The sequence below is a fragment of the Novosphingobium capsulatum NBRC 12533 genome, from assembly GCF_001598375.1.
GTDB classification, from domain to species: domain Bacteria; phylum Pseudomonadota; class Alphaproteobacteria; order Sphingomonadales; family Sphingomonadaceae; genus Novosphingobium; species Novosphingobium capsulatum.
Genome location: NZ_BCYV01000005.1, coordinates 108529 through 133640, shown reverse-complemented (window position 1 = coordinate 133640; position 25112 = coordinate 108529). Strand labels below are relative to the sequence as shown.

General features: G+C 66.3%; 22 protein-coding genes. 8 read left to right on the top strand and 14 right to left on the bottom strand.

Annotated features, from left to right (window positions below):
• Positions 1–98: 98 nt before the first annotated feature.
• From SCA01S_RS02340 to SCA01S_RS02330, 3 genes are all read right to left on the bottom strand, one after another.
• Entirely contained in the window at positions 99–365 is a 267-nt protein-coding gene (locus SCA01S_RS02340; RefSeq protein WP_062782473.1) for a hypothetical protein, read from the bottom strand.
• Between the two features lie 83 nt (positions 366–448).
• Positions 449–1066 carry an energy transducer TonB gene (locus tag SCA01S_RS02335; protein WP_167542858.1) on the bottom strand — a complete coding sequence of 206 codons (618 nt, stop codon included), beginning with the start codon at positions 1064–1066 and terminating at the stop codon, positions 449–451.
• 80 nt (positions 1067–1146) lie between these two features.
• Positions 1147–1800 carry an energy transducer TonB gene (locus SCA01S_RS02330; protein WP_062782468.1) on the bottom strand — a complete coding sequence of 218 codons (654 nt, stop codon included), beginning with the start codon at positions 1798–1800 and terminating at the stop codon, positions 1147–1149.
• A 130-nt stretch (positions 1801–1930) separates the two neighbouring features.
• Between SCA01S_RS02330 and argJ the strand changes: the two genes are divergently transcribed.
• From argJ to SCA01S_RS02315, 3 genes are read left to right on the top strand one after another with little or no spacing between them, the layout of a single operon-like run.
• A complete protein-coding gene (gene argJ / locus SCA01S_RS02325) occupies positions 1931–3157 on the top strand; it encodes a bifunctional glutamate N-acetyltransferase/amino-acid acetyltransferase ArgJ (RefSeq protein ID WP_062782465.1) in 1227 nt (408 codons plus the stop codon).
• Between the two features lie 6 nt (positions 3158–3163).
• Entirely contained in the window at positions 3164–3769 is a 606-nt protein-coding gene (locus SCA01S_RS02320) for a glutathione S-transferase family protein (RefSeq protein ID WP_062782462.1), read from the top strand.
• On the top strand, positions 3766–4575 hold the full coding sequence (locus tag SCA01S_RS02315; RefSeq protein WP_062782459.1) for an inositol monophosphatase family protein: 810 nt from the start codon (positions 3766–3768) through the stop codon (positions 4573–4575). Before SCA01S_RS02320 ends, SCA01S_RS02315 begins: the two co-directional genes overlap by 4 nt.
• 129 nt (positions 4576–4704) lie before the next feature.
• Here SCA01S_RS02315 and trxA read toward each other — a convergent pair whose 3' ends face one another.
• The 8 genes from trxA to ahcY form a co-directional block, all read right to left on the bottom strand.
• The gene (gene trxA / locus SCA01S_RS02310; RefSeq protein ID WP_022674879.1) at positions 4705–5025 is read right to left on the bottom strand and encodes a thioredoxin; all 321 of its coding nucleotides are present in this window, start codon (positions 5023–5025) and stop codon (positions 4705–4707) included.
• A gap of 100 nt (positions 5026–5125) precedes the next feature.
• Positions 5126–8581, bottom strand: coding sequence for a double-strand break repair helicase AddA (gene addA / locus SCA01S_RS02305; RefSeq protein WP_062782456.1), 3456 nt, complete (start codon positions 8579–8581; stop codon positions 5126–5128).
• A complete protein-coding gene (gene addB / locus SCA01S_RS02300; RefSeq protein WP_062782453.1) occupies positions 8578–11589 on the bottom strand; it encodes a double-strand break repair protein AddB in 3012 nt (1003 codons plus the stop codon). Before addB ends, addA begins: the two co-directional genes overlap by 4 nt.
• Positions 11589–12323, bottom strand: a complete 735-nt coding sequence (locus SCA01S_RS02295) for a nucleotidyltransferase family protein (protein WP_062782450.1) — start codon at positions 12321–12323, stop codon at positions 11589–11591. The genes addB and SCA01S_RS02295 overlap by 1 nt, the downstream gene beginning before the upstream one ends.
• A complete protein-coding gene (locus SCA01S_RS02290) occupies positions 12320–13312 on the bottom strand; it encodes an aminoglycoside phosphotransferase family protein (RefSeq protein ID WP_062782447.1) in 993 nt (330 codons plus the stop codon). Before SCA01S_RS02290 ends, SCA01S_RS02295 begins: the two co-directional genes overlap by 4 nt.
• The gene (gene tsaE, locus SCA01S_RS02285; RefSeq protein ID WP_022674761.1) at positions 13309–13755 is read right to left on the bottom strand and encodes a tRNA (adenosine(37)-N6)-threonylcarbamoyltransferase complex ATPase subunit type 1 TsaE; all 447 of its coding nucleotides are present in this window, start codon (positions 13753–13755) and stop codon (positions 13309–13311) included. The genes SCA01S_RS02290 and tsaE overlap by 4 nt, the downstream gene beginning before the upstream one ends.
• 105 nt (positions 13756–13860) lie before the next feature.
• Positions 13861–16218, bottom strand: coding sequence for a sensor histidine kinase (locus SCA01S_RS02280; protein ID WP_062782444.1), 2358 nt, complete (start codon positions 16216–16218; stop codon positions 13861–13863).
• Between the two features lie 159 nt (positions 16219–16377).
• The gene (gene ahcY / locus SCA01S_RS02275) at positions 16378–17784 is read right to left on the bottom strand and encodes an adenosylhomocysteinase (RefSeq protein ID WP_022675552.1); all 1407 of its coding nucleotides are present in this window, start codon (positions 17782–17784) and stop codon (positions 16378–16380) included.
• Between the two features lie 302 nt (positions 17785–18086).
• On the opposite strand from ahcY, the gene SCA01S_RS02270 reads away from it, so the two are divergent.
• A complete protein-coding gene (locus SCA01S_RS02270; RefSeq protein ID WP_054131002.1) occupies positions 18087–18566 on the top strand; it encodes a peroxiredoxin in 480 nt (159 codons plus the stop codon).
• Between the two features lie 55 nt (positions 18567–18621).
• Here SCA01S_RS02270 and folE read toward each other — a convergent pair whose 3' ends face one another.
• From folE to SCA01S_RS02255, 3 genes are all read right to left on the bottom strand, one after another.
• Positions 18622–19248, bottom strand: coding sequence for a GTP cyclohydrolase I FolE (gene folE / locus SCA01S_RS02265; RefSeq protein ID WP_062782441.1), 627 nt, complete (start codon positions 19246–19248; stop codon positions 18622–18624).
• Positions 19249–19289: 41 nt separating this feature from the next.
• On the bottom strand, positions 19290–20870 hold the full coding sequence (locus SCA01S_RS02260; protein WP_084390728.1) for a phospholipase D-like domain-containing protein: 1581 nt from the start codon (positions 20868–20870) through the stop codon (positions 19290–19292).
• Between the two features lie 79 nt (positions 20871–20949).
• Positions 20950–21279, bottom strand: a complete 330-nt coding sequence (locus SCA01S_RS02255; protein WP_043608143.1) for an FtsB family cell division protein — start codon at positions 21277–21279, stop codon at positions 20950–20952.
• A 292-nt stretch (positions 21280–21571) separates the two neighbouring features.
• On the opposite strand from SCA01S_RS02255, the gene SCA01S_RS02250 reads away from it, so the two are divergent.
• From SCA01S_RS02250 to SCA01S_RS02235, 4 genes are read left to right on the top strand one after another with little or no spacing between them, the layout of a single operon-like run.
• Positions 21572–23377 (top strand): TadE/TadG family type IV pilus assembly protein, encoded by a 1806-nt coding sequence (locus tag SCA01S_RS02250; RefSeq protein ID WP_084390727.1) that lies wholly within the window; start codon positions 21572–21574, stop codon positions 23375–23377.
• 20 nt (positions 23378–23397) lie between these two features.
• Positions 23398–23976, top strand: a complete 579-nt coding sequence (locus SCA01S_RS02245) for a TadE/TadG family type IV pilus assembly protein (RefSeq protein ID WP_167542857.1) — start codon at positions 23398–23400, stop codon at positions 23974–23976.
• On the top strand, positions 23970–24620 hold the full coding sequence (locus tag SCA01S_RS02240; protein WP_022675545.1) for a TadE/TadG family type IV pilus assembly protein: 651 nt from the start codon (positions 23970–23972) through the stop codon (positions 24618–24620). Before SCA01S_RS02245 ends, SCA01S_RS02240 begins: the two co-directional genes overlap by 7 nt.
• Before the next feature lie 57 nt (positions 24621–24677).
• Entirely contained in the window at positions 24678–25097 is a 420-nt protein-coding gene (locus SCA01S_RS02235; RefSeq protein ID WP_022675544.1) for a GNAT family N-acetyltransferase, read from the top strand.
• The last annotated feature ends 15 nt before the right edge of the window (positions 25098–25112 follow it).

Sequence of the window (25112 nt, the reverse complement as noted above, 5' to 3'; positions counted from 1 at the left end):
GCAAGTGCCGGGCGCGGGCCGTGATAAAATTCGGGCGCGCATCGGGCCGGCAACGCGAAAGTCAGGGATTGGTGCCCGCAACGGGGCAACAGCGCGGCTTATTCGCGCGCGCGGTCGCTGCGATAGGTGGCCGTGCTGGCCAGCGCGAGCGGCGCGAACATCGCCGGCACGGCCTGCTGCGCCACGTCGAAAACCGGGCGCGCGGCGCGCACCCGCGCCGCCTGGACCACGCAATGCGCGGCCACCGGGGCCACTGCCAGCCCGGCATGCTCGGCCCCCGCCACTTCGGTGCGCGTGGTGGCATTGGCCACCTCGGGCAGCGACAGGCCGCTGAGCAGGGCAAACAGGACAAGCAAAAAGCGCATTGCGATGGGAGATAGGGAACGGCTCGCCGCGCGTAAAGCGCAATCGGCAGATTTTGATTCAACCCATGCGCCGGAACGCGCGCTCAGGACGCATCGTCCACAGCGATGGTAAAGGTTACCGTCACCCGCTTGGCAACGGTTCTGCCCGTCGCGTCCTTTGCCGGGGCAAACCGCTTGCCCACCGGGCAGGAAATCAGGCCGGCCCCCGGTGCAACCTCATGCCATTCCCCGCCATTTTCAGACGCCTCGCAGCGCAACACCTTGCCGTCGGCACCAACCACGAACGCCATCTGCTGCTTGGTGGGCGCCGGAACAACATTGAGGCCGTTGCCGCCTCCCCCACCGGGCAGGCGCCAGTTGATGGAACTGCGAAAGGTATCGCCCACAGGCTTGCCATGCTTGGTGCCGGGCACGAACCGCGCCCGTGCCATCAGTATCCGGCACGTGGTATCATCCAGCTGCGACGAACCGCTGCTTGCCGTCACTTCGCAAGTCGTCGGCATGCCAGTGTCGTCATATGTCAGGGCAAAGTGGACTGCGCCCTGTTCGGCATTGCGCAGTGCGCTGGCCGGATAATCCGCCGCCGAGATCCACGTCCCGGGATTGGTGACAGGCCGTCCCGGGGTCGAGTCTTGCGCCAGCGCCGGCATCCCGATCAGCAACCCGATGGCCAGGCTCGTCGCCGTCAGTTTCCGCGCCATTGCCCCGTTCCCTGTCCCTGATGCGTTGTAGCCACCGTGATGATGCGCGAACACGGGCGCGTCAACCGGGATGGCGCGGTTCATGGCACATCTTCGACCGCAACGGAAAACGTGGTGGTCACGCGCCGCGCCACCGGCTTGCCGCTGGCATCGCGCGGAATGGGGAATGTCTTGCCGGCCGGACAGGCGACCAGGCCGGACCCGGCTGGCACCTCGTGCCGTTTGCCATCGTTTTCCACCGCCTCGCACCGCGCCACCGTGCCATCGGCGGCAATGGTATAGACCAGTTGGCCCTTGTACGCGGTCGGCAGCGTCGGCGGCGTGTCGGTTTCCTCCTCGTCGCTATCTTCAGGGATGCTCCACCGCACCGAACTGGTATAGGCGCTCGCCACCGGCTTGCCATTGCGGGTGCCGGGTATGAAGCTGGCCCGCAACAGCAAAACCCGGCAGGTGGTGGCGTCGAGATCGGCATAGCCGCTGCTTGCCGTCACCTCGCAATCGGTCACCTTGCCCGTCTCGTCATAAGTCAGGCGGAAGCCGGTCGTACCGGTATCGTTGTTGCGCAGCGCCGCGGGCGGATAGTCATCAGGCAAAACCCATTGCCCGGCATCGCCATTGGGCTTGGCCGGTGTTTCGACCGGCGGGCGCGATCGCGGGCGCGCCATCGCCGCACCCGGCGCGCAGAGCATTACTCCCAAGCCGATCAAGACCGCGTGGCGCATCGCATGCTGCATGTGTCTGTTTCCCCGTTTCACGGCAAAGTGATGCCGGTGCCACATTCTTGCGTCAATTGTCTGCCCAGCGGCGTGCCGCGGCCGGCTCAGCCATGGACGGCGGGAAATCGAATCGCTAGGGAACGCGGCCATGTCAGACGCCGTTTCCCCGCTCGCCTCGCCCTTCCCCGCCCTGCCCGCGATTGCCGGCGTGACCCCGCGCGTGGCCCGTGCCGGGTACAAGGATTGGGGACGCTGTGACCTCACCTATGTGGAGCTGGACGAAGGCACGGCCGTGGCCGGTGTGTTCACCCGCAATGTGTGCTGTTCCTCGGAAGTGGAGCTGGGGCGGCAGAATGTAGCACAAGGCGCCGCGCGCGCGCTGGTGGTCAATGCCGGCAATTCCAACGCCTTTACCGGCTATCGCGGGCGCGAGGCGGTGGAAGCGATCATGGACCAGGTCGCCACCCACCTGGGCTGCGCGCGCGAGGCAGTGTTCGTCTCGTCCACCGGCGTGATCGGCGTGCCGCTGCCCAAGGACAAGGCCCGCGCCGGGATCGAAGCGGCGCTGCTGGCCCTGCCCTGCACCTGGGAAGAGGCGGCCAACACCATCGGCACGACCGACACCTTTGCCAAGGGCGCCACGGCCACCGCGATCGTGGGCGATACCACGGTAACGCTTGCGGCGATCATCAAGGGTTCGGGCATGATCGCCCCCGACATGGCGACGATGCTGGGCTATATCTTTACCGACGCCGCGGTTTCGCCCACCTTCCTGCAGGAATGCCTGTCGGCCGCCAACCAGCGCACTTTTTCGTGCATCACGGTCGATAGCGACACCTCCACCAGCGACACGGTCATGGCCTTTGCCACCGGCAAGGCGGGCAACGCCCTGCTCACCAGCCGGGACGACGTAGGCGGGGAAGCCTTTGCCGCCGCGCTGGAGCAGGTGTGCCGCGAACTGGCGCACCTGGTGGTCAAGGATGGCGAAGGCGCGCAGAAGTTCATCGCCGTTGCCGTTTCCGGCGCTGTTTCCGACGAAAGCGCCCGCCGTGTCGGCCTGGCCATCGCCAATTCGCCGCTGGTAAAAACCGCCATCGCCGGCGAAGACGCCAACTGGGGCCGCGTGGTGATGGCCGTGGGCAAGGCGGGCGAACCGGCCGACCGCGATCGCCTGTCGATCGGCTTTGGTGGCACCTGGGCGGCCAAGGACGGCCAGCCACTCGCCGATTACGATGAAGCGCCGGTGGCCGCGCACCTCAAGGGCCGCGAAATTTCGATCGAGGTCGACCTGGGCCTCGGCCAGGGCCGCGCCACGGTGTGGACCTGCGACCTGACGCATGGCTACATCTCGATCAACGCCGATTACCGGAGCTGAGCTGCCATGCTGGTCATCTGGGGGCGGATCAATTCGCACAACGTCAAGAAGGTGGTGTGGGGCGCGCACGAATGCGGCCTGGATTTCGAGCGGCGGGATATGGGCGGCAGCTTTGGCTATACGCCCGAATACCTGGCCAAGAATCCCAACCGCCTGGTGCCGATGATCGACGACGGCAGCGTGACGGTGTGGGAATCGAACGCCATCCTGCGCTATCTGTTCGCCGCCCATGCCCCGCAGCTGTGGCCCGCCGATCCGGCAATCCGCGCGCAGGGCGACCAGTGGATGGACTGGCAGTTCCTCTATGCCGACGCGCAGCGCGATGCGTTTCTGGGCTGTGTGCGCGGCGGCAAGGATGGCAGCGATCCGGTAGTGGCCAAATCTGCCACCGCCTGTGCCACGCTGATGGCGATGGTCGACGCGCAACTGGCGCGCCAGCCGTTCCTGTCGGGCGACAGCTTTGGCGTGGCCGATATTCCCATGGGCACCTATGCCCACACCTGGTTCAGCCTGCCGATCGAACGGCCGGCCCTGCCCCATGTGGAGGCGTGGATGGAACGGCTGCGCCCCCGCCCCGGCTTCCAGGCCATTGCCGCGGTGCCGTTCACATGAGCTGGACGCCCGAGATCGACGCTGCCGTCAGCGCGCTGATCGCCCGCGTGGCGCAGGAAGCCATCGCCCCGCGCTATCGCCAGCTTTCAGAGGCTGACGTGATCAACAAGGCCGTCAACGACGTAGTCACTGTGGCCGATACCCACGCGGAGCGGCTGCTGAGCGAGGGGCTCGCCACGATCCTCCCCCAGGCCACTATCGTGGGCGAGGAAGCCGCCCATGCCGATCCGGCGCTGATGGAACGGCTGGGCGATGGGCTGTGCTGGATCATCGATCCGCTCGATGGCACCAACAACTTCGCTGCGGGCAAGCCGCCATTTGGCGTGCTGATCGCGCTGGCCGAGCATGGGCAGTGCGTGGCGGGATGGATTCACGATGTGCCATCCGGCCGGCTGTGCACCGCGCAACTGGGCCGGGGCGCGTTTGTAAATGGCCAGCCGGTGCGCGCCACGCCGACCAGCCAGATTCCGCCGGTCGCGGCGATTTCCACCGTGTTCATGGACGCGGCCCAGCGCGAGGCGATGCGCCAGCATATCCTGCCCCACTATAGCGTGGTGGACATTCCGCGTTGCGCGGCGGAGCAATATCCGCGCCTGGTGCTGGGGGTGAACGATGTCTCGATTTTCGAGCGCACCCTGGCCTGGGACCATGCCGCCGGGGTCTTGTTCGTCAACGAAGCCGGCGGCAAGGCCGCGCGGCCCGATGGGCGGCCCTATCGCGTGGATCAATTGGGCGAAAAGGGCCTGATTGCCGCCAGCACACCCGCGCTGTTCGATGCCATGGCGGAACGGTTGGCGGGTTTGTAATTGCCCCTCCACCACCCGCGCTGCGGGTGGTCCCCCTCCCCGCCTTCGGCAGGGAGGATAAAGAAGATCCTCCCCACACCGTGGGGAGGTGGCAGGCCGCAGGCCTGACGGAGGGGTTGCCCTGTAAGCTTACAGAACGCTTTCCAGCCAACCCTTGAGCTGGCTCTTGGGCGCGGCGCCCAGCTTCTGCGCCACCGGCTTGCCATCCTTGAACAGGATCAGCAGCGGAATCGACTGCACGCCGAAATCGCTGGCGATGGTGGTGTTTTCCATGATGTCCACCTTGGCGATGGTCACCTTGTCAGCCAGTTCTTCGGCGATTTCTTCCAGCGCCGGGGCGATCATCTTGCACGGGCCACACCAGTCGGCCCAGAAATCCACCAGCACGGGCTTGTCGGACTGAAGGACTTCGGTGGAAAAGCTGGCGTCGGTGACGGCTTTGGTCGACATGAACGAAACTCCGTTGATCAGTTGGGATGGTATCTAGGATTTGCCGCGCGCTTGGCAACCGGGATGCGCGAAAGGTTTGTTGGGGGCGCCCCTGCAAAAGCTATGTCGCGGCCATGGGGTGGTGCCGCGCCAGAACTTCTGCGGGAATGGCGATTAGTTGCGGGGCGTGGGTATAGAGCAGCGCCGCCTCCACCGCGCGATCGGGATGGATCGTGGTCAGCGCGGCGGCATAGGCCGCCATCTGCCGCAGATAGGCCGCCGGAACATCCGCCAAGCTGGCCGGCGGACGCCGCGCCGTCTTGAAATCCACGATCAGCACGCGATCGGGTGCGATCAACAGGCGATCGATCGTGCCCGATACCACGCGACCTTCGACCACGGCGGCCAGCGGCACTTCGGCCAGTGATCCAGGGCCGAACACCGCCTGCCAATCGGGATGATCGAGCACGGCGAGCGCGGCACGCAGCATGTCGGCATGGGCATCAGCATCAAATTCAGCGCCTTGCCGCGCCAGCCAGGCCAGCGCCGCTTCGGCCCGCTCGCCCGGTGCCACGGCAGGCAGCCGCTCGATCAGCCTGTGGATCAAGGTGCCGCGCCGCGCCGCCAACAGCGCGCCGGGCCCGGGGCGCGTGGGTGGATCAGGTGCTTCGTCCTCCCCCAGCGCCGATGGCGCCAGCGGGCGCGGTGGGCGCGGTTCAGGGCCGATCGGGGTGGTAAGCCAGGGCGGCAGCAGCGGCAGCCCCAGGTTTTCAACCGTGCGCGGCGCTTCCACCACGGGCGGCCCGGGCATGCCGATGCTGCGCGCGCCGTCCCAGATGGCATCCGGCTCCCACGCCTCGTCCTCGCCGAACAAGGGCGCAAGCTGGGCATACCAGCTATCGGCGGGCAGTTCCTTGCGCGATGGCGGCCAAGCGCCGGCGATGAACAGCGCTTCTTCGGCGCGGGTCAGCGCGACATAGAGCAGGCGCCAGTGTTCCGCGCGCTCTTCCCGTGCAGCCTGCTCTTCTGCGGCGCGGATCGGCGGGGCCTTTTCTTCCTTGCGCAACGCGGGCAGCGGCACGCTGCGCGGGCGCTGGCCCGGCCCGTGCTCCACCAGTTCGCTGCCCCGCGCCATGGCGGCGTCGGGATCATCGGCGGCATCGGCCAGGATCACGATCGGCGCCTGCAGCCCCTTTGATCCGTGCACGGTCATTACCCGCACCAGATCGGCGGCCTGCCCCGCCTCGCGCTTCAATTCGCCATCGCCGCTGTCGAACCATTGCACAAAACCGACCAGGCTGGGCACCTGGCCCGTGGCATAGGCCATTGCGGCGTTGAGCAGTTCGTCGATCGGATCGTTGGCCTCACGCCCCAGCCGCGCCACCAGCTTGAAGCGTGCCCGCCACGGCCCCACCAGCAGCCAGTGCAGCAGTTGCGCTGGCGGTTCGAAATCGGCGCGGCGCAACAGGTCGAGCAATTGCTCCACTGTCTGCACGGTCGCGGGATCGCGGCTGTGCGCCAGATGCGTCCACAGCCGCACGCCATCCTTGCGATAGCCGCGCTCGAGCAGGTCTTCCTGGCTCCACGCGATCAGCGGCGACACCAGCAGGTTGGCGAGGTTAAGATCATCGAGCGGCTGCGCACAGAAACGCAGCGCCGCCATCAGATCCTTCACCGCCAGCGGCGCGCCCAGCCGCAGCCGGTCCACCCCAGCCACCGGTACGCCGCGCGCATGCAGGCGGGCCACGATCAGCCCGGCCAAGTCCTTGCGCTTGCGCACCAGGATCATCACGTCGCCAGCCCGGGCGTTGCGCGGGGTGCCCTTGTGCAGCGGAAATCCAGTGTCGAGCCATTGCCGCACCTGGCGCGCCAGCCGGTCGGCCAGATCGCGATCGGGGCGCGATAGCCAGTTTTCGCCGCCCTCCTCGCCGGCTTCGGGCAGGTCTTCCTCGTCGCCGGCGCCCTCGCCCACCGGCCGCCACAGCCGCACCAGCCCCGGCCGCACATCCCCGACATGGGGTTCGGGCGCTTCGGGCAGGCCAAAGCGATCAGGGCCGATGGCGGCAATCGCGCGATCGACAAACGCCAGGATCGGCATCGCCGTGCGATAGGATTGCCCCAGGCCGAGCGAGAGCAGCGCGCGATCAGGCTCGTCCATCGCCTCGGCCAGGCCAGCCAGTTCGCGCCGCACCCGCTCGCGCGCCTTGGCAAAGTTTTCCGGGCTGGTGCCCTGGAAACGGAAGATCGCCTGCTTGTAATCGCCCACCACGAACAGGGTGCGCGGGTCTCGCTGGCTTTGTCCCTGACCGGAAAAGAAATCCTGCACCAGGCCATCGAGCACGATGCGCCACTGCGCCTCGTTGGTGTCCTGCGCCTCGTCCACCAGCACGTGGTCAAACCGGCGATCGAGCTTGTAGCGAATCCAGTCGGCGGTGGTGCGCTCTGTCAATAGCGCGGCGGCGGTGCGGATCTGGTCATCGAAATCGATGAAGCCTTCGCGCGCCTTTGCCGCTTCCCACGCCAGGGCAAAGCGCCGCCCGACAGTGAGCGCGGGATCGAGCAGCGCCGCCAGATTGACCAGCGCGAGGCGATCGCGCAGCGCCGTAATTCCGGCGATCACCCGCGCCTGGTAATCGGCATAGGCCGGCTCGTGCTTATCCAGGTTGCGGGTGGATTTCGCCTCACCCTTGGTCGTCAGGAACAGCTTGGCGAAATCGTCGATCCCGGCCAGGCGCGCCTGCGGATCGGCGGCCAGCCAATCGCCCATCATGTTGGCCGCATCCATGCCGGTCCTGGTGCCCCAAGCCGCATTGGCGGCCATGCAGCGCCGCACCGAGGCCACGTCAAACGCATCGTCGGCACAGAGCGCGGCCACACCGCTGCCATCCTCGTCTGCCGCCAGGCCGAGCATCTGGTTGATGCGCGGGCGCAGCGGCGGCCGCCACGCGCCCGGTTCCTGCCACAGGTCGATCGCCTTGGCACAGCGCAGCAGAAAGCCGATGACGCTGCCTTGGTCCATGCGCAGCGCCAGATGGGCCAGCGCATCGAGCAGGCCCTCGTCGCCCGCTTCCTCTGCTTCCACCAGCATCTGCGCCAGCACTTCGCGTACCAGCAGTTCGCGGTCACGGTCTTCCATCGCGCGGGTGCCGGGCAACAGGCCCGATTCCACCGGAAAGGCCGAAAGCAGCCACTGCGAAAACGCGTGGATCGTCTCGATCCGCAGGCCGCCGCCCGGGCAATCGAGCACGGCGGCAAAGCGGCTGCGCGCCCGCGCCAGGGTTTCCGGGCGCGCGTCAGCGCCGATCGCCTCCAGTTCCTGGAACAGCGCCAGATCATCCAGCCGCACCCAGCGCGCCAGGACATCGTTGACGCGGGTGGCCATTTCCGCCGCCCCCGCCTTGGTAAAGGTCAGGCACAGGATGTTTTCCGGCTCTACCCCGTCTTGCAGCAACAGCCGCAGCACGCGTGCCGAAAGCACCTGGGTCTTGCCCGTGCCGGCCGAGGCGGACAGCCACACCGTGCGATGCGGCGCCACCGCGCGCGCCTGGTTGCCCTTGAGGGGATAGACCTTGCTCACGCGCCGTCACCCCCGCCGCGCCCCTGCCATTCTTCCAGCCGCATCAGCTGGTCATAATCGGCATAGCTGGGCAGATCGGGATTGAGCCTGGCCACGAACGGCTCGTTACCCAGAATCCACCGGGCAATCGCCTCGTCCAGAAAGCGGCGGGTTTCGGGCAGGAAATCCTCGCGCGGGATGCCCGATTTGCGCCGCCCTTCCAGGATCGGCTCTTCGCGATAGCCAAAGCCGCGCTCGCGATTGCGCGCCAGCGACCAGTATTCAAAGCGGGTCGGCTCGCCCTCCAAGGTCACGCGGCCGTCCTTGTCCTTGAAGCCGCCAGCCTGGGCGATCAGGCCGACCAGACCCAGTTGCAGGGCAAAGCCTTCCTGCACCATCCGCCCCGATGGCGGCGTGCCGGTCTTGTAGTCCACGATCGCCAGGGTGCCATCGGGCAGCAGGTCGATGCGGTCGGCCCGGCCAAAGATGCGGATGCCATTGACCTGCGTATCGCCCCAGCATTCGAACGCGGCCACGCGGCGCCCATCGGCCAGCAGGCTTTCCTGCTCGTCCTCGATCCAGGCGAGCGCAGCAGTCAGGCGCGGGCGCCACAGGCTGCGCATGAACGGGTGCGCGCTCATTTCGGCCAGCTTGCGTTCGGCCAGCGGCACCAGTTCGCCCGGTGGCGCGCCGGCCTGGTGCCACTCTTCGAGAATGGCGTGTACCGCCGTGCCGCGCCAGGCCGGGGTGGGATCGGCATCGCGCGGGTCCAGGCTCCTGAGACCGAGAATGGCCGAGGCATAGAACTGATAGGGGTCTGACCGCAGGCGATCGAGCGCGGTCACGGCAATATCGACGCGGCGTTGCAGCGGCGATGGCATGGGGCGCGGGCGCGGATAGGCGGCGGCCTGGGGCGCGGCATCCAGCGCCTGTGCCAGTTCGACCGCATCGCGTTCCCACGCCACGCCATCTTCGCCCAGCATGGCGCGGATGCGCAGCAGGAAGCGCGACGGGATCGCCGGTCCGCCCGCGTCCCGCTCGGCAAAGCTCAGCACCGCTTCCGGCGCGCCCAGCATCGCGGCCAGATCGTGCGCGGCAAGGCCGATGCGGAAATCGGCGCCGGGAATGCCCAGCGCGCGCAGCACCGGCGGCGCCAGCAGCGGATCGGGCGCGGGCGATGCCGGCCACGATCCTTCGGTCATGCCCGCACAGATCACCAGGTCGGCGCGGCTCATCCGCGCTTCGAGCAGACCATAGATCGCCAGGCGCGGATGGCCGCCATAAGGGGGGCGCACCGAAATCTCGTCCATTGCATCGCGCAGCAGCGCCGGCACTTCGGCCGGATCGACCGGCAGGCCGCCGGCCTGCGCCGCCGCATCGCGCCACTGTTCGACAAACTGCGCCAGGCAGCGGCCATCGGCATTAGCCCACAGCGCGGAACCACACAGCGCCTCGGCCATCTCGGCCAAGAGATCGAGGCTGGCGCCCAGCGGCAGCGCGGCATGGCCGGCCAGCAGCGGCGCAAGCAGCATTTCCACCCCGTCCCACCACGCGGCAAGGCCGGGAAAGCGCTTGCCCCACTTGCGATCGGGATCGCGAATGGCATCGCGGATCGGCTCCAGCCCCGGCCCGGGGCGCGGCCCGCGCAGCACCATGTCCAGTTGCCGCACCCGCTCCAGCCAGGCGGCGCGCCCTTCGCCCGCCATGACCAGCGGGTGGCCGAGCAGTGCCAGCAAGCCCACCGGCGCGGCGCGCTCTGCCCAGGCCTGCGCCAGTTGTAGCAGCAGGCGCCCGGCGACCGTCTGCGGCAATGGGCGGCCGGCAGTATCATCGGCGGCAATGTTCCAGCGGCCAAGATGCGCGATCACTCGCTGCGCCAGCCCGCGATCGGGGGTGACCACCGCCACGCGCCGTTCGGGCACGGCCAGCGCCTCGCGCACCAGCACGGCAATCGCCTGCGCCTCTTCCTCGGGATGGGCGCTGTGCATCAGGCGCACACCCGCCAGGCGCCGTTCGGCCGCCGCCAGCTTGACCCAGGCCGTGCTCGCTTCAGGCGGCAGGAACAGGTTGGAAATGGCACGGCTGCGCGCCGGCGGCGCGGCGGCAATGCCGGCGCGGTGCCAGTTGCGCACATCGTCGCGCGACAGGCCCATGCGATGCAGCAGCAGTTTCAGGTGGTATTGCGGATGGGTGACCTGGTCGCCGCGGCCAAACGGCGGCCCGCCCGGCTCCTCGCTGGCGCCAGCCTGGCCCAGCGCGTCCCACACCTCTGGCTCCAAGGCCAAGTCAAGATCGGGCAGCACCACCGCGCCCTGCGGCAGATCGGCCACGGAGCGCAGCAGGCGGGCAATCGCCGGCGCGGCAGAGGTGACGCCAGCGGCGATCACCGCATGGGGCGGCGGATCAGCGCGCCACGCCTGCGCCGCATCGGTCAGCAGCAGGTTGCGCCGCACCGGCGCGTCCACCTGCCCGCGCGCATCCAGTTCGAACTGCCAGCGCACCTGCACCCGCGCGAACAGGCGCAGGCTGTCCTGCCAGTGCTCGGCCAGTTCGGGCAGCATGTCGATCGTCAGCAGTTGTTCGGGCTTGACCTCTTCGGCGGCCAGCCGATCGAGCGACTGGGCCAGGCTGCGCGCCTGGCGCAGCAATCCGGCCTCGCCCCGGACGATGCCCAGCGCAGCCAGTTCCTCGCGCAGGATCTCGGCCAGGCGCAGCAGGCGGACCACCGGGTCGCAGGCCGGTGGTGCCACGGTTCCGCCGCCCAGCGGATCGAGCAGCGCGCCAAGCGTCTCGTCCAGATCGAGATCGCCCACCACCGCCATGCGCGGCAGCAGCAGCCCGCCACCCGAGGCACGGATAAACGCTTCGGTCAGGTTGCGCACGGCGCGCTGGCTGGGCAACAGCAGCGTCAGCCGGGCCAGACCAAACGTGTCTTCGCGGTAGCGCGGGATCAGCCCGGCGACCAACGCATCGGCAAATCCCCGGTGCGCGGCAATGGTATAGACGCTGGGCCGGGCGGCGCCCGCCATCAGTATTGCGTCAGTGCGGCTTGGGTGGGGGCAATCATTTCCGGCGCGCCCACTTCATACCACAGCCCAGTGTGCGGCAGGCCATAGAGCCGCCCTTCGGCAATCGCCCGGTCCCACAGGCGCCCGGTGGAAAAGCTGCCCTGCGGCGCATCGCGCAACAGCCGGCGCGACACGATCTGGATGCCGGTGAAAATATAGGGCGCCACCCGCCCCGGCTTGCGTCGCGAAACCAGGCCCATCTGGTCGATATGGAAATCGCCCATTCCGGTATAGTTGAACGCCTGCGCATGGCTCACCAGCAGCAGCAGCGCGTCCATCCGCTCCTCGTCCCAGAAATCGCCGAGCGCAGCAAAGGCATTGCGCGGCCCATCGAGCCAGATGTTGTCGCTGTTGAGACAGAAGAACGTGTCACGATCAAGCAACGGCAGCGCCTTGACCAGCCCGCCGCCGGTTTCCAGCAGCGTCTCGCGCTCGTCAGACACCATCACCTTGGGCACGTCACGCGCCAGGACATGGGCTTCGAGCTGGTCGGCCAGGTAGTGCACATTGACCACGGCGCGGGTCACGCCGGCTTCGGCCAGCTTGTCGAGCGCATGGTCGATCAGCGGCTTGCCCGCCACGCGCACCAGCGGCTTGGGCCGGGTGACGGTCAGCGGCCGCATTCGCTTGCCGATGCCGGCGGCCAGCACCATCGCGGTGTCAGACACCAGCGGCTTGCGCGGATCGCGGCTCATTCGGCAAAGCTCCCACCCAGGCGCCCGGCCGGATCGCGCAGCTCTGCCGGGATATTGGCATCGAACCACGCCGCCACCGGGGCCAGCGCGGTATGGGCCAGATCGCGTTCCAGCATGGCCCAGACGCGGGGAATGTAATCGAGATAACGCGGCTTGCCATCGCGCTTCCACAACCGCACGAAAATGCCCACGATCTTGGTGTTGCGCTGCGCCCCCAGGCGGGCATAGTCGGCCAGGAAATCACCCTGCGGCTGCGCCTTGGCCAGGTAATAGTCCAGCATGCGTGCCTCTAGCTCGGGCGAAACGGTGCGCCGCGCATCCTGCAACAGCGATACCAGATCATAGGCCGGGTGCCCGGCCAGCGCGTCCTGGAAATCGAGCAGGCCTTGCTGATCCAGCCCGCCCAGCAGCATGATATTCTCGGCGTGATAATCGCGCAGCACGGTCACGCCCGGGCGCTGCGCCGGCAGCAACGGGGCCAGCACCTGTTCCCATGCCGCCTGGAACCCTGCCACATCGACATAGATCGCCCGCGCCGGGCAGAACCATTCGATGAACAGCCGCACCTCGCGCATGTATTCGGCCATGCCATAGGCGGTGAATGGCCCGGCCGGCAGCTGCGCCAGTTGCACCAGCGTATCGATCGCAGCGCGATAGACGGTGTCTTCATCCTGCGGCCAGGCGTCGACATATTCGCGCATGCGCGTGTCGCCAAAGTCTTCGAGCAAGACCCAGCCCTCGCCCGCTTCTTCGGCCAGGATTTCCGGTGCGCGCAGGCCATTGCCATCGAGCCAGCGGGCGGCGCGCAGGAAGGGCTGCGGGTCTTCCTGCGGTGGCGGCGCATGCATCAGCATCGCGCTCTGCTCGCCCCGGCGCACGCGGAAATAGCGGCGGAAAGAGGCGTCGCCCGGCAAGGGTTCGATTCTTGCGCCCGTCCAGCCCGCACGGGCGAGGAAAGCATCGATTCCGGCAGGAAGAGTGCTGGTCATGGCAGCCGCTCTAACCATCCCTTGCCGGCCAAGACAATGGCCTGCCGCCCGTTTTCCGCGATTTCCAGACGCAGCGTGAGGCAATCGGGCTCATGCCCGAAACCGCCGGCGTGATCGGGCCATTCAGCAATCAGCACGGCGCCCTGGCGATAGTCGTCAAGCCCGATCTCCTCGGCCTCTGCCGGGTCTTCCAGGCGATAGAAATCGGCATGGACCACTGGCAGGTGCACCTGCGGCGGATCATAGGTTTCGATGATAGTAAAGCTGGGCGACGGCACATCGCCGACATAACCCAGCGCGCGCAGCAATTCACGCGCCAGCGTGGTCTTGCCCACGCCCAGCGTGCCTTCGAGCGCCAGCACGTCTCCGGGGCGCAGCTTTGCCGCGATGCGGGTGGCGAGGGCCTGGGTCGCGGCGATATCGGGAAGCGGGATCGTGGTCATGGGGCGTCGCGCTAGAGAGAAGCGGGACCCCGGATCAAGTCCGGGGTGACGAAAGAAGGCAGAAGGAACACACAGATCATCCCTGCCCCATCACGACGCCTGCAGTCACGGCAGCGTCACGATGGCGCTGGTGCCCTCGCCCGGTTCGGAAACCAGTTCGAAGCGGCCGCCATGCGCATCGATCAACTGGCGTACCAGTGGCAGGCCCAGCCCCTGGCGCCGCTCGGCCGTGCGGCCGTCGGCGGCGAGCTTGAGGCCTTCCATCGCGCGGGCGAGTGCCGCTGCATCCATGCCACGGCCATTGTCGGAAATCACCACGCGCAGATCGCGCGCGCCGCGCGTGCATTCCACCAGGATGCGGCCACCCGCCGGGGTTGCAGCAATGGCATTGTCGATCAACTGGCCAAACACACGGCGCAACCGGCGCGCGTCTCCGGTTACCTTGCCCACGGCCTGGTTGCCGCGCAGATCGAGCGCCAGGCCGGCCACGTTGATCCGCTCGGCGCGCTCGCGCACCACGTCGGCCAGCAAGGGGAACACATCCACCGCATCGCGCGCCAGCGGCAGCATGCCCGCCTCGCTCTGCGAGAGGTCGAGCACGTTCTCGATCTGCTCGCCCAGCCGCTCCACCGACGAGAGGATCGCCGCAACATAATCGCGTGCCTGCGGCGTCAATTCCCCGGCCAGCCCGCTTTGCAGCATTTCGGCAAAGCCGCCGATGGAGTTCAGGGGGTTGCGGAATTCATAGCTCATGTTGGCGATGAAGCGCGTCTTCACCGCGTCCGCCTCGGTCAACGCAGCATTGCGTTCGCGCAGTGCGGCCTCGGCCTTTTGCGAATCCGTGATGTCGAGCACCGTCAGCAGGCCATTGCCATCGGGCAGCGGCACCCCGGCAAATTCCAGATGGCGCCCATCGGCCAGTGACAGCCGGCCGCTGGTCTGCTTGCGCTCCAGCGTGGCGGCCTGGATCACCTGGCCGATCATGCCCACTTGCGCCGGGCGCTTGAGCAGACCAGCCAGCCGCGTGAGCAGCAGATCGGCGCGCGGATGGCTGCCTAGGAATTCCTCGTCCAGTCGCCAATCCTGGATAAAGCGCCGGTTCCACAGCTGCAGGCGGCTGTCTGGCCCGAACACGGCGAGCGATTCAAACAGGTTGTCGAACGTGGCGGTGCGGGTGCGCAGCAATGTGTCGCGCGTGGCGGAAAGCTGCAGTTGCTCGGTCTGGTCTTCAAAGATCAGCAGCAGGCCGCCATCAGGCATCGGCTGGCCCACCACGCGCAGATGCGTGCCATCGTGCAGATGCCAGGGCTCCTCGCGCGGCTCGCGCGCCAGGAACCAGGCCTGCCGCTCGCGCCGCCATTGCGGAAAATCGCGCACTTCGGGCAGCTTGCCGCCATCGCGCAAGCGATCGAGCACGCGATCGAACGGCGGCGTATCGTTGACCCAACTCGGGCTGATGCCAAAGATGCGCAGGAACGGCTGGTTGGCAAAGACCAGGTTGCGGCCAGCGTCGAACTGCGCGATCGCGGCCGATAGCGTATCGAGCATCTGCCGCTGGGCATCGCGGAAGCGGCGAAACTGGCGGGTCAATTCCTCCATCTGCTCGATATCGACGGCATAGCCGGCCACGCCTTCGCCCGCGATCGGCAGGTCGCTGACGCGCATAGTGCGACGCTGGCCGTTGACCGTGGCGGAAACTACGCGCTCGGCCGGGCGGCGCTGGGCAAAGACATCGGCGGCAATGTGCGCCGCGCTCAGGCCGTCGACCGGCTCGACCAGTTCGATACCCTGTTCCACCACGGTTGCCGCGCTAGGCGCCCCCACCGCGCGCACATAGGCCGTGTTGACCAGGCGCAGGCGCATTGCCGCATCGCGAAACCACATCGGCAGGGGCGCGGCTTCGATCAGGCCGGCCAGCCCGGAAAAGTCAGCATGGGCCTGCTCTGCCTCGGCACGCAGGGCGCGGATTTCGGCTACGCTGTCGGTCGCGTCGAAAAACCACAGCAAGGCCGCATCGCCCGGCGCGATCTGCGGATCGGCCAGGCTGCCGCGCACCGCCAGGGCCGTTACCCCGCCGCGTGGCACCAGCGAAAGCGCGAGTGGCGCACCGGTTTTTTGCGTGTGGCGCACCGCATCGGCCAGCGCCGCCAGGCTTTCGGCGTCGAGCCCGCGACCTTCGCCGCCATCAAGCTCGGTCAGATAGCCCGGCATGGCATCCAGGCCCATCCAGCCGGCCAGGCGCGAGGCGCCCTCGATCCGCCCATCGGCGCGCACCAGCAGCGGCAGGGCCGGCGCTTCATCCACCATGCGGGTCAGCTTGCGGGCCAGCCGCTCGGCATGTTCGGCGCGGCGCATGCGCGCCCTTGCGGCCAGCACGGCCCATCCCGCCGCCAGCGTCCAGCCTGCCAGCAGCAGCGCCACGGCAACGGTCACGGCAACAGCGGCAGGCGAATGGGACAGCATCACCCCTTGGCTAGGCTGCACGCGGGCGAAATACAACCGCAACCCGCGCGAAATTCGCCCGATCCCGCGCAAGTATCCGCGCAGCAAAACGCCCCACATCCCAAGGGATGCAGGGCGCTTGCAGCCATGCCCGGCATGCAGCCGGTCACGTATCCGGGATCAATAGCGATAGTGATCCGGCTTGAACGGACCCTGCGGGGTCACGCCGATATAGCTCGCCTGCTTGTCGCTCAGCTTGGTCAGCTTCACGCCCAGCTTTTCGAGGTGCAGCGCCGCGACCTTTTCATCCAGGTGCTTGGGCAGCACATAGACGTCATTCTTGTACTGATCGGCCTTGGTGAACAGTTCGATCTGGGCCAGCGTCTGGTTGGTGAAGCTGGCGCTCATCACGAAGCTGGGGTGGCCGGTGGCGCAGCCCAGATTCACCAGGCGGCCCTTGGCGAGGATGATGATCTGCTTGCCGTCCGGGAATTCGACCAGGTCGGTGCCGGGCTTCACTTCGGTCCACTTGTAGTTCGACAGGGCCGAAATCTGGATTTCGCTGTCGAAGTGGCCGATGTTGCACACGATGCTCATCGGCTTCATCGCCTTCATGTGCTCGGCGGTGATCACGTCTTCGTTGCCGGTGGCGGTCACGAAGATGTCGGCGCGGGTGACGGCTTCTTCCATCGTCACCACTTCATAGCCTTCCATCGCCGCCTGCAGCGCGCAGATCGGATCGACTTCGGTGACCATCACGCGGGCGCCGCCATTGCGCAGCGAAGCGGCCGAACCCTTGCCCACGTCGCCAAAGCCGGCCACGCACGCAACCTTGCCGGCCAGCATCACGTCAGTGGCGCGGCGGATCGCGTCAACCAGCGATTCCTTGCAGCCATAGAGGTTGTCGAACTTCGACTTGGTCACCGAATCGTTCACGTTGATCGCCGGGAACGGCAGCTTGCCGTCCTTGGCGATCTGGTAAAGGCGGTGCACGCCCGTGGTGGTTTCTTCCGAAACGCCCTTGATGGCCTTGACGCTCTCGGTCAGGTAGCCCGGCTTGGCCTTGAGGAACGCCTTGAGCGCGCGGCAGAATTCGATTTCTTCGGCGTTGCTGGGCTCGAACAGGGTTTCGCCCGCTTCCACGCGCGCGCCCCACAGCGCGAACATGGTGGCGTCGCCGCCATCGTCCAGGATCAGGTTGGCGGTGTCATCGCCCCAGTCGAAGATGCGGCCGACATAGTCCCAGTAATCCGCCAGGCTTTCGCCCTTCACGGCGAACACCGGAATGCCCGCTGCGGCGATCGCGGCGGCGGCATGGTCCTGCGTGGAATAGATGTTGCAGGTGGCCCAGCGCACGTCGGCGCCCAGGGCAACCAGCGTCTCGATCAGCACGGCGGTCTGGATCGTCATGTGCAGCGAGCCGGTGATGCGCGCGCCCTTCAAGGGCTGCGACGCGCCGAATTCCTGGCGCAGCGCCATGAGGCCGGGCATTTCGGTTTCGGCAATGGCGATTTCCGCGCGGCCGAAATCGGCCAGGCCGAGATCGGCAATGACATAGTCCTTGTTCGCTTCGAGCGCGCTGGCCACGAGGCATCTCCGTACAAAAGGGCGTCTGAACGCAAAAAAGACCCGCCAGGGGCAGGCCGCTGATGGGCTGCTCTTAGCGGGTCCGCCTGCACAGGGCAACGTTAATATAAAGAAGTCTTTATATCGGCATTCCTACCGATGCCGGCACAGCAGCCGCCGGGCCGCTACCACCTGCCGCCACGCGGCAACGCGAATTTCCCCACGCCCTGCCGCGCGCGGCGGTTGCACGCCCCTGCCCTGCGCCTATATCCCCAACCGGCCGCCACTCCCTCGTGGCGGATGACAATGAAAGGAATTTGGGGATGACGATCACCGTTGGCGAAACCCTGCCCGATGTGAAGCTGGTCAAGGCCACGAAGGACGGCCCCGAAGCCGTGCAGTCGGCTGAATACTTCAAGGGCAAGCGCGTCGCCCTGTTTTCGGTGCCGGGCGCTTTCACCCCCACCTGCTCGGCCCGCCACCTGCCGGGCTATGTTGACAAGGCCGCCGAACTCAAGGCCAAGGGCATCGATGAAATCGCCTGCACCGCGGTCAACGATCCGTTCGTGATGAAGGCCTGGGGCGAAGCCAGCGGCTCGCCCGAGGTGACGATGCTGGCCGATGGCAATGGCGATTTCGCCAAGGCGCTCGGCCTGACGATGGACGGCACCGGGTTTGGCCTGGGCCTGCGCGGCCAGCGCTTTGCCGCCGTGATCAACGATGGCGTGGTCGAACAGCTCCACGTCGAAGCGCCGGGCGACTTCAAGGTCAGCGCGGCGGAATACGTGCTCGAAAAGCTGTGAGCTGATACCGGCGCGCCGGCTGCCTCCGCGATGGGGCAGCCGGCGCTGCCGGCGATCAATAGCCCATCAAGCTCATCACTTCCTTGCGGCTGCGCGAATCCGCCAGGAAGCAGCCCAGCAGCCGGCTCGTCACCATGCCCACGCCCGGCGTGCGCACGCCGCGCCCGGTCATGCAGCCATGCTGCGCCTCGATCACCACGGCCACGCCTTGCGGGTGGAGGTGATCCCAGATGCATTGCGCGACTTCGGCGGTCAGCCGTTCCTGGATCTGCAGCCGCTGGGCATAGCCGTGCAACACGCGCGCCAGCTTGGAAATTCCCACCACGCGGTTTTGCGGCAGATAGGCGATCGATGCCTTGCCGGTGATCGGCGCCATGTGGTGTTCGCAATGCGATTGGAACGGAATGTCCTTGAGCACGACGATCTCGTCATAGCCGCCCACCTCGGCAAACGTGCGCGTGAGGTGCACTGCCGGATCTTCGGCATAGCCCTGACAATATTCCAGCCACGCCCGCGCCACGCGCTTGGGCGTATCGATCAGGCCTTCGCGCGCTGGATCGTCACCAGCCCATTCGATCAGGGTGCGGATCGCCTGCTGCACATGGGGCGGCACCGGCACCTTGCCGCGCGCGGTATCTTCGTCATAGCCATGATCATGGCCGCAGCCCGGCAAATTCGTCATACTGGTCCCGTCCTCAATGCCCGGACAACGCGGCCCGTGCGTCAATCCTGTGTCGCGTTGCCGCGCCGGCGCCGCCACTTTGCCAGCTTCCTGCCCAGCCCGCCACGCCACAGGCGCCCGCGTTGGTAGAAGGCCAGCATTTCCTCGGGGCGCTCGGGGTCGAGCGCTTCGGAATCGGCCAGGGCCTGTTCGGCCTCGGTCAGTGGCCGGGGCACGAACGGCCGCAGATGCCGCCCGCCCGCCTTGGCCGACTCAGCCGCCAGCGCAGCCATGCTGCCGCCATCGGCCAAGGCCGCCGCTACCTGCTCTTCGGCCAGTCCGCAATGCTCTGCCAACAGCGAATGGCGCAAGGCGCGGATTGCCGGCATGGCGTGGTCGTTACCCGGCCGGCCCGCATCGATGAACACGTCGCATTCGCTGTCCAACCCCATCGAGCGGTTGTTCATGTTGGCAGAGCCGATGCGCAGCACCTGATCGTCCACGATCATCAGCTTGGCATGGACATAGATCGGCGTTCCCCCTTTGGTGAACGGATGCCAGATCGAAAAGCGCCCATGCGGATCGTGGCATTTCACCGCTTCGAACAACTGGATGCGCGTCAGGTCCATCGCGGCCTGTTCCAGCCACCCGTCAGAGGCCTGCGGCATTACCAGCATCACTTCGGGCGCGTCGGGCGCATCGAGCCGCGCGGCCAGCGCCTCGGCCACGCGGCGCGAGGCGAAATACTGGTTTTCGGCATAGATGAAGTGCTTTGCGGCGGCAATCTGGCGGCAGAACAGCGCCTCGATTTCGCGCACTTCGGCAATATTGGCATAGGGTGAGCGCGTGCGGGCAATGCCCACTTCCACATCGGTGAACTGCGCGACGATGCCATTGGGCCAGGCGCTTTCCACCTGGGGGCGGCAGGGCTCGAGATGGCGCCCACCGGCCTGGTGCCAGCGGGTGCGGCCAAATTCGCCCAGCGCCGCCGCCACCGGCCCTTCCAGCAGCATCGTGCAATCGTGCCATGGGCCATAGGGCTGGCCACCGGGCCGCCGCCGCCTGGGATCTTCATCGATATGGTCGCGCGTGTCCCAGCGGTCTCCCGCCATGTCGATCCCGCCACACACGGCAAAGCAATCGTCAATCACTGCGATCTTCTGGTGATGGCTGCAGCCGATCGGATGGGCCGCGTCCAGCTTGTAGCCGATGCGCGGATGGCGCCACCAGCGGAACAGGTCAACCACCATCGACCCGCGCATCAGTGCCTTGAGCGCGCCGAAATTCCATTTCAGCACCAGAACTTCCAGCCCGCGGCGGCGGTTGGCCAGCCACACCACGAAGGCGCCCAGCCGCGCCGGCGCCACGCGCTTGCGCGGCAGGTTCCACCAGCGCCGCCCGTCGCCGATCAGGATGCGCGTGTCGAAATCCCAACCGATCAAGTGGATGCGCTGGCGCGCCGCCAGCATCGCATCACGCATCAGGGCAAAGTAATCTGCCGCATCGACCACGGCATGGGCACGCGTTGCGCGGGCATAGCGCCACACGCCTTCTTCTATCCCTTCCTCGCTGCCGAGATGAACGGCGGAATCGGACGGCGCAACGCCGGACGCGGGATCGCGTGGCCCCTCTGGTGCATTCATACCCGCGCAACGCCGGGACGGCGCAGAGGTTCCACCCTATTCCAAACGATCGCGCGTGCCCCGTTCGAGCAGCACGAAGTTATTGGTTCGTCACGGCTTCCTGCCGGGGGATAACCAGTTCATCGGGATGGGCCACATTGAGATCGGCGCGCAGCAGTTCGCCCACCAGATCGGGATCGGCATGCTTGGGATCGAGCAGATTGACCCGGTTTTGCAGGCGATCACGCTCTGCCGAAAGCTGCGCCACTTCCTTTTGCCGCTGCTCCAGCGTGTGGGCATTTTCGCTCCACGCCAAGAGCCCGCTCGGCCCCGCCACGGCCCAGGCGCCGATCAGCAGCAACGCGATCAGCGCCAGCGACTCGGTCACGCTGTTGCGAGGCAGTTTGAGGTTGGGGCGACGCCGCTTCATAGCGTCAAGAAGAATCACATTTGGCCAGGCAATGCAAGCGCATCGCGACGGAAAAACCGCAGAATTTCGCGGCGTCCGGCGATGGCCCTGCCGCCCTCACACCAGCCACTGCGCCTGCCGCCGTTAACCACGGCAGACCCTGCCCTTCCAGCACGATGCCTGCCGCTGCGTAGCAATGCGTTGGAAAATTTCGCGAGACATTAACCGGTCGGCAGCACTTGCCGATGCATGATCGCCGCCGGGGTGTGGTGCGTGACAGCGCCACGGCAACGGGAAGGTTCAGGTTTCGATCATGCTTTTGGGTTGGTTGCGTCAGCGCTTGAAGGCCTATCGCGGCAGCCGCGGCCAGCACCGCACGCAGGGTCCTGCCCGCGGCTTCATGGGCCGCCTGGCCAAGGACCGGGCTGGCAATGCCCTGGCGATCATGACGCTGACGGCGTTCACGATGATCACGCTGGCAGGCCTGGGCATGGACATGTCGCGCGCGTATCTCACCAAGACCAGCCTTCAGGACGCCTGCGACGCAGGCGTGCTTGCCGGACGCAAGGCGATGGCGGCTTCGGGCGTCTATGGCGCTGCCGAACAGGCCAAGGCCAACAAGATGTTCAACTTCAACATCAACGAAAACCGCACTGAAAGCTCTGCCGCGGTTTTCACCACCAGCGCCGATACCACCGGCCACGTCAGCGGCACGGCCAGCACCACGATGCCGACCACGCTGATGAAGCTGTTCAACTATTCCAGCCTGCCGATGACCGTGGAGTGCAGCGCTGAATTGCAGATGGCCAATGCCGACGTCATGTTCGTGCTCGATACGACCGGGTCGATGGCCTGCAATGTGTCGGGCGGCAATTGCTATAGCGGTTCGGATTCCAAGATCGTCGGCCTGCAGAACGCGATCCGCTCGTTTTATACCACGGTGGCGGGTGCGGTGGTCGACAAGGTCAACACCCGCGTGCGCTTCGGCTTCGTACCCTATTCCATGACGGTCAACGCCAAAGGGCTGCTGACGTCGGGCGCGATGCCCAGCAACTATTTCGTCAACAGCTCGCCATACATTACCCAGTTGGTGCAGTTCAGCACCACCCCCATCACCGTGAACAAGCAGACGCGATATCCCGCGATCAGCTATCGCTATGCCCAGACGACCATGGACGTGACCGCGTTCAAGGGATTCGGCTCGGTGCCGCTGGCGACGGGCGTGACGCTCTATAACGGCAACAACGCATCGAGCGCATCCTACGTCACGACCAAGCCATCCAGCACCAATCCCTACTACACCATCCGCGACCTCGCCACCGGCACCACTGCCACCGGCACGGTGGGCAATGTCACCACCACCAGCTATACTTGGAGCGGCTGCATCGAAGAGCGCAACACGGTGCCGCAGCTGTCGATGTCGCCCATTCCCAGCGGCGCCTACGACATGGACGTGACGAGCGCGCCGACCAACGACGCCACCAGCTGGAAGCCCTATCTGGAAAGCCTCGAGTTCTATCTCAACGGCTATTCAATGCCGCTCAACACGACCACCGACATGTCCAACCAAACAGGCTATTGCCCGCAGTCGATGCTGCCGTTCACCACGGTGGATACCACGGCGCCGCAAACCGTGCCCACGTGGCTGAACAATTACGTCAACAGCCTCTACGCCAACGGCGGTACCTATCACGACATCGGCATGCTGTGGGGCGCGCGCCTGGGCAATCCCAACGGGATTTTTGCCAGCAACGTCAATGCCGGCAATCTGCCCTCGGTGAGCCGCCACATCATCTTCATGACCGACGGCACCATGGAAAACTATCCCGCCAACTATACGGCGTGGGGCGTGACGCAATACGATGGCCGCGATGCGCCCACCTCCACCTCGGCCTCCAGCCTCGTCAACTATCACAACAACCGCTTCCTGGCGGCTTGCACGCTGGCCAAGAACATGGGCTATACCATCTGGGTCATCGGCTTTGGCCAGACCCTGACAACCCAGATGCAGGCCTGCGCCACGGCCAACCGCGCCTATTACGCATCCAATACCACGGCGCTGACCACCACCTTCCAGTACATCGCCGGCCAGGTGGCCAACCTGCGGCTCAACAAATGACCGGCCTCGTGCTTCGCCAGATGGTCCGCCGGCTCCGGCGCGATCCCCGGGGCGTGACCGCGCTGGAATTTGCGCTGGCTGCGCCGGTCATGCTGCTGATCATGGCCGTGTTGCTGGAGTTGGGCCTGGCCTATTATGTGCAGGCCGTGTTGACCGGCACGATCAACGCCGCCGGGCGCGATTCCTCGCTGCAAAGCGCGCAAACCTCGACTACCACCATCGACAGCGAGGTCACCACGCGCATCCAGCATGTCGTGCCATGGGCCACGGTATCGTTCTCGCGCCGCAACTATACCGATTTCACCAACGTCGGTCAGCCCGAAGTCTTCACCGATTCCAACAAGAACGGGCAATACGATCAGGGCGAATGCTTCAACGATGCCAACGGCAACGGGGTCTGGGATGCGGATATGGGCAAGACCGGGCTGGGCGGCGCAAACGACGTCGTGCTCTATACCGTCACGGTGAACTATACCGCGCTGTTCGGCTTTTCCAGCATGCTTGGCCTGCCAACCAACATGACGGCAAGCGCCAGCACGATCTTGCGCAACCAGCCCTTTGCCACGCAGACCGTTCGTACGGTGACCCAGATATGCTGAAGCGTCGCTCTCTCTTTCCGCTCCTGCGCCGCCTCGCGCGCAATACCAGCGCGGTTACCGTCGTCGAACTGGGCGTCAGCCTGCCGTTCGTCATGGTCATGGCCCTGGGCTCGATGGAAATGGTAAACTTGGGCATCCTGCATGTCCGGCTCAACCAGCTTGCCATTTCGGTGGCCGACAACGCTTCACGCGCCAAGCAGTCGGTGGTGGGCGGCGCGCCGATGTTTCGCGAATTTGACGTGAACCAGGTATTCACCGGCGCCGCGCTTTCGGTGGAAGACCTCAATTTTCCCGTCAACGGCCGGGTGATCCTCTCCAGCCTGGAAACCAACAGCTCGGGCGGCCAATGGATTCACTGGCAGCGTTGCTGGGGCAGCAACAAGTACGTCTCGCGCTATGGCGTCCAGGGCACGGGCAGCACCGGCACCAGCTTTGCCGGCATGGGGCAGCCCACGCCCATCACGGTCGAAAGCCCTTATGCGATGATGTACGTCGAAGTGGCCTACAACTACCAACCCTTGTTTTTCGGCACGGTGTTCAAAACCACCGTTATCCGCAAGGACGCGGCGATGTATGTTCGTGACGATCGCGATCTGACGCAGATCTACAACCCGGCGCCTGCGGTCACACCAGCAACGTGCTGAGCGTTTCAACCGCTTTGTGATTGTCACCTTCGTGGTTAGACGCCATGAGCCGCGGCCATGTCGCTGACGATTGTCCATGCCGCCGAACCGACCCCTGCCCAGCGCGAAGCGATCCTGGCGCCGCTGCGCGTGTACAACGTGCGCGAGGGGGGTGATCCGGGCCTGTCGTCCCTCGCCCTGATGCTGACCGATGCCGACGGCGTCGAAGTCGGCGGCCTGTGGGGCAAGATTTCCTACGACTGGCTGTTCATCGAGCTGCTCGCCGTGCCTGATGCGCACCGTGGCCAAGGCCATGGCGAAGCCTTGATGCACCAGGCCGAAGCGCATGCCCGGGCGCAGGGCTGCGTCGGCATCTGGCTCGATACTTATGCATTCCAGGCGCCGCGCTTCTATGAAAAGCTCGGCTATGCCGTGTTCGGCCAGCTTGATGACCATCCGCGCGGGCAAAGCCGGTTCTTTCTGCAAAAGCGGCTTTAGGCGGCGCACGGCAAC

Bases quoted from the DNA above. Each gene is read 5' to 3' on its own strand.
- SCA01S_RS02245 (WP_167542857.1), top strand. From the start codon at position 23,398: ATGGTCCGCCGGCTCCGGCGCGATCCCCGGGGCGTGACCGCGCTGGAA.
- SCA01S_RS02260 (WP_084390728.1), bottom strand. From the start codon at position 20,870: ATGAATGCACCAGAGGGGCCACGCGATCCCGCGTCCGGCGTTGCGCCG.
- trxA (WP_022674879.1), bottom strand. From the start codon at position 5,025: ATGTCGACCAAAGCCGTCACCGACGCCAGCTTTTCCACCGAAGTCCTT.
- SCA01S_RS02280 (WP_062782444.1), bottom strand. From the start codon at position 16,218: ATGCTGTCCCATTCGCCTGCCGCTGTTGCCGTGACCGTTGCCGTGGCG.
- SCA01S_RS02295 (WP_062782450.1), bottom strand. From the start codon at position 12,323: ATGAGCCGCGATCCGCGCAAGCCGCTGGTGTCTGACACCGCGATGGTG.
- SCA01S_RS02250 (WP_084390727.1), top strand. From the start codon at position 21,572: ATGCTTTTGGGTTGGTTGCGTCAGCGCTTGAAGGCCTATCGCGGCAGC.
- tsaE (WP_022674761.1), bottom strand. From the start codon at position 13,755: ATGACCACGATCCCGCTTCCCGATATCGCCGCGACCCAGGCCCTCGCC.
- folE (WP_062782441.1), bottom strand. From the start codon at position 19,248: ATGACGAATTTGCCGGGCTGCGGCCATGATCATGGCTATGACGAAGAT.
- SCA01S_RS02290 (WP_062782447.1), bottom strand. From the start codon at position 13,312: ATGACCAGCACTCTTCCTGCCGGAATCGATGCTTTCCTCGCCCGTGCG.
- SCA01S_RS02235 (WP_022675544.1), top strand. From the start codon at position 24,678: ATGTCGCTGACGATTGTCCATGCCGCCGAACCGACCCCTGCCCAGCGC.
- SCA01S_RS02315 (WP_062782459.1), top strand. From the start codon at position 3,766: ATGAGCTGGACGCCCGAGATCGACGCTGCCGTCAGCGCGCTGATCGCC.
- SCA01S_RS02330 (WP_062782468.1), bottom strand. From the start codon at position 1,800: ATGCAGCATGCGATGCGCCACGCGGTCTTGATCGGCTTGGGAGTAATG.
- SCA01S_RS02320 (WP_062782462.1), top strand. From the start codon at position 3,164: ATGCTGGTCATCTGGGGGCGGATCAATTCGCACAACGTCAAGAAGGTG.
- SCA01S_RS02335 (WP_167542858.1), bottom strand. From the start codon at position 1,066: ATGGCGCGGAAACTGACGGCGACGAGCCTGGCCATCGGGTTGCTGATC.
- SCA01S_RS02240 (WP_022675545.1), top strand. From the start codon at position 23,970: ATGCTGAAGCGTCGCTCTCTCTTTCCGCTCCTGCGCCGCCTCGCGCGC.
- SCA01S_RS02255 (WP_043608143.1), bottom strand. From the start codon at position 21,279: ATGAAGCGGCGTCGCCCCAACCTCAAACTGCCTCGCAACAGCGTGACC.
- SCA01S_RS02340 (WP_062782473.1), bottom strand. From the start codon at position 365: ATGCGCTTTTTGCTTGTCCTGTTTGCCCTGCTCAGCGGCCTGTCGCTG.
- SCA01S_RS02270 (WP_054131002.1), top strand. From the start codon at position 18,087: ATGACGATCACCGTTGGCGAAACCCTGCCCGATGTGAAGCTGGTCAAG.
- addB (WP_062782453.1), bottom strand. From the start codon at position 11,589: ATGGCGGGCGCCGCCCGGCCCAGCGTCTATACCATTGCCGCGCACCGG.
- argJ (WP_062782465.1), top strand. From the start codon at position 1,931: ATGTCAGACGCCGTTTCCCCGCTCGCCTCGCCCTTCCCCGCCCTGCCC.